The sequence below is a fragment of the Hamadaea tsunoensis DSM 44101 genome (assembly GCF_000428945.1).
GTDB classification, from domain to species: Bacteria; Actinomycetota; Actinomycetes; order Mycobacteriales; family Micromonosporaceae; genus Hamadaea; species Hamadaea tsunoensis.
Genome location: NZ_KE386823.1, coordinates 105,740 through 113,662, shown reverse-complemented (window position 1 = coordinate 113,662; position 7,923 = coordinate 105,740). Strand labels below are relative to the sequence as shown.

8 protein-coding genes are annotated in these 7,923 nt (G+C 70.7%); 2 read left to right on the top strand and 6 right to left on the bottom strand.

The features are described 5' to 3' along the window. From G401_RS55490 to G401_RS55485, 3 genes are all read right to left on the bottom strand, one after another. The coding region (locus G401_RS55490; RefSeq protein WP_157546852.1) for a helix-turn-helix domain-containing protein at window positions 1-244 on the bottom strand (244 nt) is incomplete at its 3' end. Window positions 245-636: 392 nt separating this feature from the next. Continuing rightward, window positions 637-2,298 carry an alpha-amylase family protein gene (locus G401_RS0142470; protein WP_027347285.1) on the bottom strand — a complete coding sequence of 554 codons (1,662 nt, stop codon included), beginning with the start codon at window positions 2,296-2,298 and terminating at the stop codon, window positions 637-639. Continuing rightward, window positions 2,225-2,620, bottom strand: a complete 396-nt coding sequence (locus G401_RS55485; protein ID WP_084558202.1) for a sigma factor-like helix-turn-helix DNA-binding protein — start codon at window positions 2,618-2,620, stop codon at window positions 2,225-2,227. The genes G401_RS0142470 and G401_RS55485 overlap by 74 nt, the downstream gene beginning before the upstream one ends. 158 nt (window positions 2,621-2,778) lie before the next feature. Between G401_RS55485 and G401_RS56575 the strand changes: the two genes are divergently transcribed. Then, window positions 2,779-2,928, top strand: a complete 150-nt coding sequence (locus tag G401_RS56575) for a hypothetical protein (RefSeq protein WP_157546851.1) — start codon at window positions 2,779-2,781, stop codon at window positions 2,926-2,928. Window positions 2,929-2,952: 24 nt separating this feature from the next. After that, window positions 2,953-3,858, top strand: coding sequence for a polyphosphate kinase 2 (ppk2, locus tag G401_RS52190; RefSeq protein ID WP_051368035.1), 906 nt, complete (start codon window positions 2,953-2,955; stop codon window positions 3,856-3,858). Here ppk2 and G401_RS52185 read toward each other — a convergent pair. Genes G401_RS52185 through G401_RS52175 form a run of 3 tightly spaced genes read right to left on the bottom strand, consistent with a single transcriptional unit; the run spans window position 3,807 to window position 7,752 of the window. Further along, a complete protein-coding gene (locus G401_RS52185) occupies window positions 3,807-4,922 on the bottom strand; it encodes an alpha/beta hydrolase (protein ID WP_051368034.1) in 1,116 nt (371 codons plus the stop codon). The two genes, ppk2 and G401_RS52185, sit on opposite strands and share 52 nt — an antisense overlap. Further along, the gene (locus G401_RS54005; RefSeq protein ID WP_051368033.1) at window positions 4,904-5,878 is read right to left on the bottom strand and encodes a superantigen-like protein SSL4; all 975 of its coding nucleotides are present in this window, start codon (window positions 5,876-5,878) and stop codon (window positions 4,904-4,906) included. The genes G401_RS52185 and G401_RS54005 overlap by 19 nt, the downstream gene beginning before the upstream one ends. After that, on the bottom strand, window positions 5,875-7,752 hold the full coding sequence (locus tag G401_RS52175; RefSeq protein WP_245602100.1) for a phosphatidylglycerol lysyltransferase domain-containing protein: 1,878 nt from the start codon (window positions 7,750-7,752) through the stop codon (window positions 5,875-5,877). The genes G401_RS54005 and G401_RS52175 overlap by 4 nt, the downstream gene beginning before the upstream one ends. Window positions 7,753-7,923: the final 171 nt, after the last annotated feature.

Sequence of the window (7,923 nt, the reverse complement as noted above, 5' to 3'; positions counted from 1 at the left end):
GAGCCGTTTGTGCCTTCTCCTGTGCCCACTGTGCGGTGTACCCCCACCGATACAACCCGCCCCGCGTCGAGCCCAGCGGATTCTTCACCCCGTGCCGATGCGAGTTATGACGATCCAACTCCCGCCACACCGTCGAAAAGTCGGTACCGACCGCTACCGCGATCTCCTCGAACGTCGCACCCTGCCGCCACAGATTCTCGATCACCAACCGCAAATCCGCCGTCAGCACATGAGCCCTCGCCACCCGCGACCCCTCTCAACCAGCCAGCACCAAGAAGGTCAACGACCCACTTGCACCGACCGGTTGAGAGGAAGGATGTAGTTTCCGGCCGCTCTCTGTTGATCAAATACCGCTATTGCGGCAGAAGAGCGCCTTCTTGCCGTATTGACGGTATTTGATCACGATGATGGGGCCGGGACTGCCGTCATGGCGGCAAACGATCACCGGCCGCAGGCGCGCTCGGCGTGATCACGGCGCCAAAGCTTGATCAAGTACCCGAATGCTGCCAAAAATGGCTTGATTGTGCAGCTCCCGGGCTCTTGATCAAGCGATGGAGATCAACTACTACAGATTCCGGGCACTCGATCACCGCCGACCACTCCACGGCGGCAGGGGCCGAGGATTGCCGGATTCGCTCAGGAGATCGGGGGTGCGCCGGTGACCGTGTCGCGGCTGAGGCGGATCCAGCGGTAGCCGAAACCGTTGATTTTCAAGGACTTCAGATCCACGGGACCGCCGTAGTCCACATCGGATAGCACGTCGTTGGGATGGTCGGCCTCGGCGGTCAGCGTACCGAGGTCCACCGTGGCCGGTTCGTCGGCGAGGTTGTGCAGGAACACCATCCGTCCGGTGTGGTGGTCGGCCCGGTGCACCAGCACCGTACGCGGCGCGGGCACGTCGACGTGCGTACAGGTGCCGGAGCCGATCTCGGGTGCCTCGCGGAGGGTCCGGATCATCCGCTCGAACCAGGCCAGCAGCGAGGACGGGTCCTGGCGCTGGTCGGTCACGTTGACCTTCTTGTAGCCGTAGTCGCCCGACGAGACGACCGGGCGTACCGGGTCGGCGGTGGAGAATCCGGCGTTCGGGAGGAAGGACCACTGCATCGGCGTACGGATGGACTGGCGGTCGGGCAGGCTCAGGTCGTCGCCCATGCCGATCTCCTCGCCGTAGCGCAGGACGGGCGTGCCGCGCAGGGAGAACTGCAGCGCGTACGCGAGTTCCAGCCGCCGCCGGTCGCCGCCCAGCATCGGGGCGAGGCGCCGGCGGATGCCGCGGCCGTAGAGCTGCATGTTCTCGTCGGGGCCGAACGCGGCGAACACCTCGTCGCGCTGGTCGGCGGTCAGCCGGGAGAGGTCGACCTCGTCGTGGTTGCGCAGGAAGGTCGCCCACTGCGCACCTTGCGGCAGGGTGGGCGTGCTCTTGAGCGCCTCGATGATCGGCTCGGGCTCCTCGCGGGCGAGGGCGAGCATGAACCGGCCGTTGAGCTGGAAGTCGAACAGCATGTGCAGGCGGTTGGCCGAGCCGCCGGCGTCCCCGAAGTACTCGGGGATCCGGTCCGCCTCGACGTTGGCCTCGGCCAGCAGCAGGGCGTCGGCGCGCAGCCACTGGGCGTGTTCGCGCAGCTCGGTGAGGAAGGTGAACTCCTTCGGGCAGTCCGCGACGCCCGCCTCGGTCAGCTCCAGGATGAAGGGGGCGGCGTCGATGCGGAAGCCGGCGACCCCGAGCTTCAGCCAGAAGGTCATGATCTTCATGACCTCCCGGCGTACCAGGGGGTTGCGGAAGTTCAGGTCCGGCTGGAAGTCGTAGAACCGGTGGTAGTACCAGGACCGGGCCCGGCGGTCGTAGGTCCACGTCTCGGTCTGCTCGCCCGGGAACACCATGCCCTGCCGGCGGTCGGACGGCTCGCTGTCGGACCAGACGTACCAGTCCCGGTACGGCGAATCGGCCGAACCGCGCGCCGCGACGAACCACGGGTGCTCGTCGGAGGTGTGGTTCACGACCAGGTCGATGATCACCTTGATGCCCAGCAGGTCGGCCTCGTGCAGCAGGGTCGCGAAGTCGCCGAGCGTGCCCAGCTTCGGATCGACGTTGTAGAAGTCGGTGACGTCGTAGCCGTCGTCCCGGTTGGGAGTGGGATGGATCGGGTGCAGCCACAGGCAGGTCACGCCGAGCCTGGCCAGGTAGTCCAGGCGGCTCACCAGGCCCGGGAAGTCACCGATCCCGTCACCGTTGGAGTCCTGGAAAGTCTCCACGTCGAGGCAGTAGATGACCGCCTTCGAATACCACCGGTCGCTCATCCTCCGTTGTTAACCCGCGCGCCGGTTCGGCAAACCTCGGCCCGGGGTCCAGGAAGCGGGTCAGCGCCGCGATCCGGTCACCGTCCACTGTGATCACATACAGACCCGCCGGTACGCCGTCCAGAAACGTCGCGTACGCGGGCTGGGTGTTGACGGCCCTCGGCGACACGGAGAAGCGCCGGCCTGCCCGCCAGCTCCGGGACGCGGCCAGGAAGGCGCCGACTCCCAGCATCGCGGCGACCTCCTCGCCGCCGAAGCCGAGCACGTCCCGCAGGACGAGCGCGGCTGCCTGGCGCCGCGGCAGGTGCTGCAGGGCCTCGATGAAGGCGAGTTCGCGTCGCCGAGGACATCGTCTGCGACGCGCCGGCCGGCCGGATCGAGGGCGCGGCGGCGTACTGGGCGTTCCTGGAGCCCTTCACGAGGATCCTGCGTTCGGCGGCGCTGCTCGGCGCGTACGGGGACGAGGACACGGCGGTCATCGTGGACGACACGGCGACCGTTCCGGTGGCGAGCTCCCCGGCGGCCGAGTACGTGACGGTACGCGACGGGCGGATCGCGTACAGCCGGTTCATCTTCGACCGGCTGCCGTTCGAGGCCGCCCGCCGTTCACCGGGCGGCAACGTGGCGTAGCCCGGATATGGGTAGAACAATCACGTGGACTCACTCGATATCAGCAAGCTCGGCGACTACCGGGTCGTGGACGACGATGACGACGACCCGGTCCTGCTGCACGGCGACGGTTCGCCCGTCGACACGTGGCGGGAGAGCTACCCCTACGACCGGCGGATGGAACGCGCGGAGTACGAGCGGCACAAGCGGCTGCTGCAGATCGAGCTGCTCAAGCTGCAAAAGTGGATCAAGGCGTCCGGCGAGCGGCTGGTGGTGGTGTTCGAGGGGCGCGACGCGGCCGGCAAGGGCGGCACGATCAAGCGGTTCATGGAGCACCTGAACCCGCGCGGGGCGAGCGTCGTCGCGCTGGAGAAGCCGGGCGAGCGCGAGCGGACCCAGTGGTACTTCCAGCGGTACGTGTCACACCTGCCGGCGGCCGGCGAGATCGTGCTGTTCGACCGGTCCTGGTACAACCGGGCCGGCGTCGAGCGGGTGATGGGCTTCTGCAGCCGGCAGGAGTACCTGGAGTTCATGCGGCAGACGCCGGAGCTGGAGCGGATGTGGGTGCGCTCCGGCGTCCACCTGGTCAAGTTCTGGTTCTCCGTCTCGTACGCCGAGCAGCGCACCCGGTTCGCGATCCGCCAGGTCGACCCGGTACGCCAGTGGAAGCTGTCGCCGATGGACCTCGCCTCGCTGGAGCGGTGGGACGACTACACCGAGGCCAAGCAGGCGATGTTCTTCTACACCGACACGGCGGACGCGCCCTGGACGGTGGTGAAGAGCAACGACAAGAAGCGGGCCCGGATCGAGGCGATGCGGCACGTGCTGAGCCGGTTCGCGTACGCGGACAAGGACACGGAGGTGGTCGGGGCGCCCGATCCGCTCATCGTCGGCCCCGCTCACCTGGCGGTCGACGCGGACGAGACCCCGGGCGCCTTCCCCGCGCTGTAGAGCTGATCGGGTTGGGGGCCGGCGAGATGGGCCGCGAGCCAGTCGAACGCCGGCCCCTCCATCTGCCGCCAGACCTTCTTGCTGTGCCCGCCCAGCGGCACGGTCGCCAGGGTCAGCCGCATCGGCGGCTTGGCCAGTGCCGCGAACTTCTCCATCTGGCTGTACTCGAAGTGGTCGTCCTCGGCGGTCGCCAGGTACAGCGACAGCGGCGGCACCGGCAGCGCCGCGATTCTCCACAGTGGAGAGTTCGCGTTCTGGACCGCCTTCTGGCCGTGGTACAGATCGCCGGTCGTCGAGTCGGTCAGCGCCTCGAAGTAGCCGGACAGGCTGGCCGCGGCGGCGTACCGGTCGGGGTGGCGCATCGCCAGGTTCACCGCGCAGAAGCCGCCGGCCGAGTAGCCGATCAGGCCCCAGCCGGCCGCGTCCGTGCGTACGCGCAGCAGCTGGCCGACCGCTGCCGGCACGTCCGTCGTGAGGAACGTGTCCATCGCGGGGCCGTCGACCGCATCGGTGCACTCCAGATCACGGTGGGCGTCGACGGTCTGGTACGGGAACAGGACGATCGTCTGCGGCATCCGGCGGGTGGCGATCTCCTCGTCCAGGTGGGCCGGGGCGGCCAGCGCCTTCAGCCAGGCCTGCGGGCTGCCGGGGAATCCGTCCAGCGCCTCGATCACCGGCAGCCGGGGTCCGTGCGCCTGATACCCGGGCGGCAGGTACGCGTACACGGGAAGGGTGATGTGACTGGCCCTGCCGTGCACGGTGAAGGAGACGATCCGGCTGCCCGACCCGTGACCGGGCTCGGCGGCGGTGAGGCCGGGGCCGTCGGCGGCGGTGGGCGGCGGCGCGCCGACCACCTCCGACCACGAGCCGAAGAGCTCCAGTTCGTGGTTGACCCCGACGAGGGCGGCGGCCGCGGCGGTGGCGAGGCAGAGGAGCACGGCGAGCGGGCGGGCGGCGAACCGCGGCCAGCCGCGGACGCGGTCCCAGAACAGAGCGGTGCCGGCGGCGACCGCGAGCGCCACGGCGAGGGCGACGACCAGGGTGGTCAGACTGTCGGGTGCCATGTGTTCCTCGGTGGCTTGCTCTGGGGTGAGGGGCTCTTCGACGCGGGTGGCGTACTGGACGGCTGAGTGCGGGAGGACGTCGGGTGAGGGCCGGGCGGCACGGTCGTGGAGGGCATCGGCAGGGGCGTGAGGGTGAGCGGCGGCGCGAGCGCGGCCGGTGTGTGCTGCGCGGCCCAGATCAGCGCGTCGGTGAGGTCGACGGCGGTGTGGGTCTCGGTGCCCGCGTCGACGCGCGCGGTCCGCAGCAGCGTGGGGTCCACGGCGGCGCCCGGCGAGGGGAGCAGGGCGAGCGGCTGGAACCGGAGCGTGTCGGCGCGCAGCAGGTCGACCGCGACGGGCATGGCGCTGCCCACCCCGACGACCGCCCAGCCGTGGCCCAGCACGGGCAGGTCCCCGGTGAGCTGTTCCGGCAGCCCGGCCGAGACCGCGGACACCTTGACGTCCCGGGTGGTGCGCAGGAACACGACGCACGCCGGTACGCCCAGCCGGTGCAGCGCGTCCGTCGGCGTCGGCGCGCCCGGCGGCTGCACGACGACCACCACCGGCACGGCCAGGCTCGGATCCTGGAAGGACTCGGGCGGCAGGTACACCACGGGCGGACCGGCGAGCCGCCAGTCGGGCAGGCCGGCGGTGTGCCACGTGAAGACGAGGCCGTCCCTGCTCCCGGCGGCCGCCTGGCCCGCCAGCCACCGGCTCAGGTGGACGGCGGGGGCGCGGGGCAGCTGGGCGGTGGTGGAGCTGCCTTCCAGCGCCGCCCACGACGGGTAGAAGTCGCCGGCCTGGTTCACCTCCGCGGCCACCGCGACGAGCAGCAGCGCCTCGCACACCAGGATGCCGAGGACGCGTACCGGCATCAGGCGGCCGCGCAGCCGGCGCCAGGCCCAGGCGAGCAGTCCGGTGGCGGCGGCCGCGACGGCGAACGCGGTCAGGATGAACGGCGTACCGGTGAGCGTCATGGGAGGCGGGCCGGCTCGGAGGCACAGGCTTCCGAGAGGGCTGTTTTTGCTGTGAGTGCTGCTTCCGCTGTGAGGGCTGCTTCCGCTGTGAGTGCTGCTTCCGCTGAGAGGGCTGCTTTTGCTGAAAGGGCCGGCGGGAGGATCGGGCGGCGGCGCAGCAGGGCGGGTGCGGTCAGGAACGCCTCGGCGCGCAGCGCCACCAGGCCGATCCGCGGGATGTCGGCCAGCGACGGGAAGCACAGGAACCGGGGCAGCCACTCCGGCAGGTACTTGGCGTTGGCCCGGTAGAGCGATTCGAGCTGCCAGTACCGGGAGGCCAGCAGCAGGACGTGGTACCAGGCCCGCAGGATCGGACCGGCGCCGATCCGGCCGCCCCGGGCGAACACCGAGCGCAGCACGGCGAAGTTCAGCGACAGCCGGCGTACGCCGAGGGCGGGGGCCTGCCGCAGGACGTTCGTGATCATGTATTCGATGAGCCCGTTGTCGCTCGCCCGGTCGCGCCGCATGACGTCGAGCGACAGGCCGTCCGATCCCCACGGGACGAACTGGAGCAGGCCGCGCAGCGTACCGGCGGCGTCGCGGGCGAGCACGAGGACGCAGTCGCGGTCGGCCGGATCGCCGACCCGGGACAGCGCCATCGAGAAGCCGCGCTCCACCTCGCCGTCGCGCAGCCGCCCCCACGCCCGCCCGGCCTCGGCCAGCGCCGCCGGGCTCAGGTCCCGCTGCCGCGCCACCTCGCAGGTGTAGCCGGCGCGCTCGACGCGGCCGACCGCCTGGCGTACCGCGCGCATGGGGCGGCCCTCCAGCGCGAAGGAGTCCACGTCGACCAGTGCCTCGTCACCCAGTTCGATCGCGTCGAGGCCGTGCTTGGCGTACAGGTGGGCGGCCCGTTCGCCGCAGCCCAGCACGGCCGGCGTCCAGCCGTGGGCCCGGCAGTCGGCCAGCCACGCGTCGACCGCGCCCGGCCACGCCTCCGGGTCGCCGATCGGGTCGCCCGACGCGAGGCTCACGCCCCAGATCACCCGGTAGGCGACGCCCGCCTTGCCCGACGGCGACCAGACCATCGACTTGTCCGCGCGCAGCGCGAAGTACCCCAGCGAATCCTGCGCGCCGTGGGTGGCCAGCAGTCCGGCGATCCGCTCGACGTCCTCGCCGGAGTGCCCCGGCCGCCGCCCGCGCGGCTTCAAGAGCATCACCAGGGGTACGCCGAGAGCCAGCAGTCCGAGCACGCCGGTCGTCACGGAGACGGCGTCCGCGACGGCCGGCCGGGTGAACCGCAGCGGACCGGTGACGCCGGCCATGCCCTCGGCCGACTGGAGGAACCAGAGCCGCCACGGCTGCCCGGGGGCGAGCGCACGGGCGCGTACGCCGATCTCGGCCACCCCGATCGCCAGTCCCGCCGCGGCGAACCCGCCGAACGCCAGGGCCGCCCGCCAGCGGCTGGTCCAGTGGTGTCGCGCCGTGTAGTCCGCCCGGGAGGTGACCAGCAGGGCGAGCACCACTCCGGAGACTGCGGCGGCGTCCAGGTCCAGGCCCTTGACCACGTTCAGCACCACGCTCGCGCAGGCCAGGGCGACGGCCAGGTACCACGCCTCGGCGGTCCGGCGGCGCAGCCCGGCGCTGAGGTAGATCAGGAGCAGCCCGACCGCCATCGTGACCGCGCGGGCCGTCTGTACGCCGGCCAGCGGCACCACCTCCGTCAGCAGCCGCAGCCGGTGCCACCCCGGCGGGGCGAGCGCGGTGATCACGTCGATGGCACCGGTCAGGGCCACGAACCGGGCGACCCAGCGCACGGTCGACGAAGCCCGGGCCTGTGTTTTCCGCAGAACCGGCGCTTTGCGGGGGTCTGTCCGCCGGGAGTCACGAAGCAGCACGTTCACAGCTTCGCGCGTACGCGATGAAAGAACGATGAGAAGGCAACGCCGAGCCAACGTTGGGGTGGTTCCCAGCTTGGTGTCCTGTTCATGGCAAAAGGGAGCGTTGCCGGTCTGACAATGTTTTGGCAGGTCAAGGGCGGTGATTGGTAAAGTGGCCGAGCTTGTCCG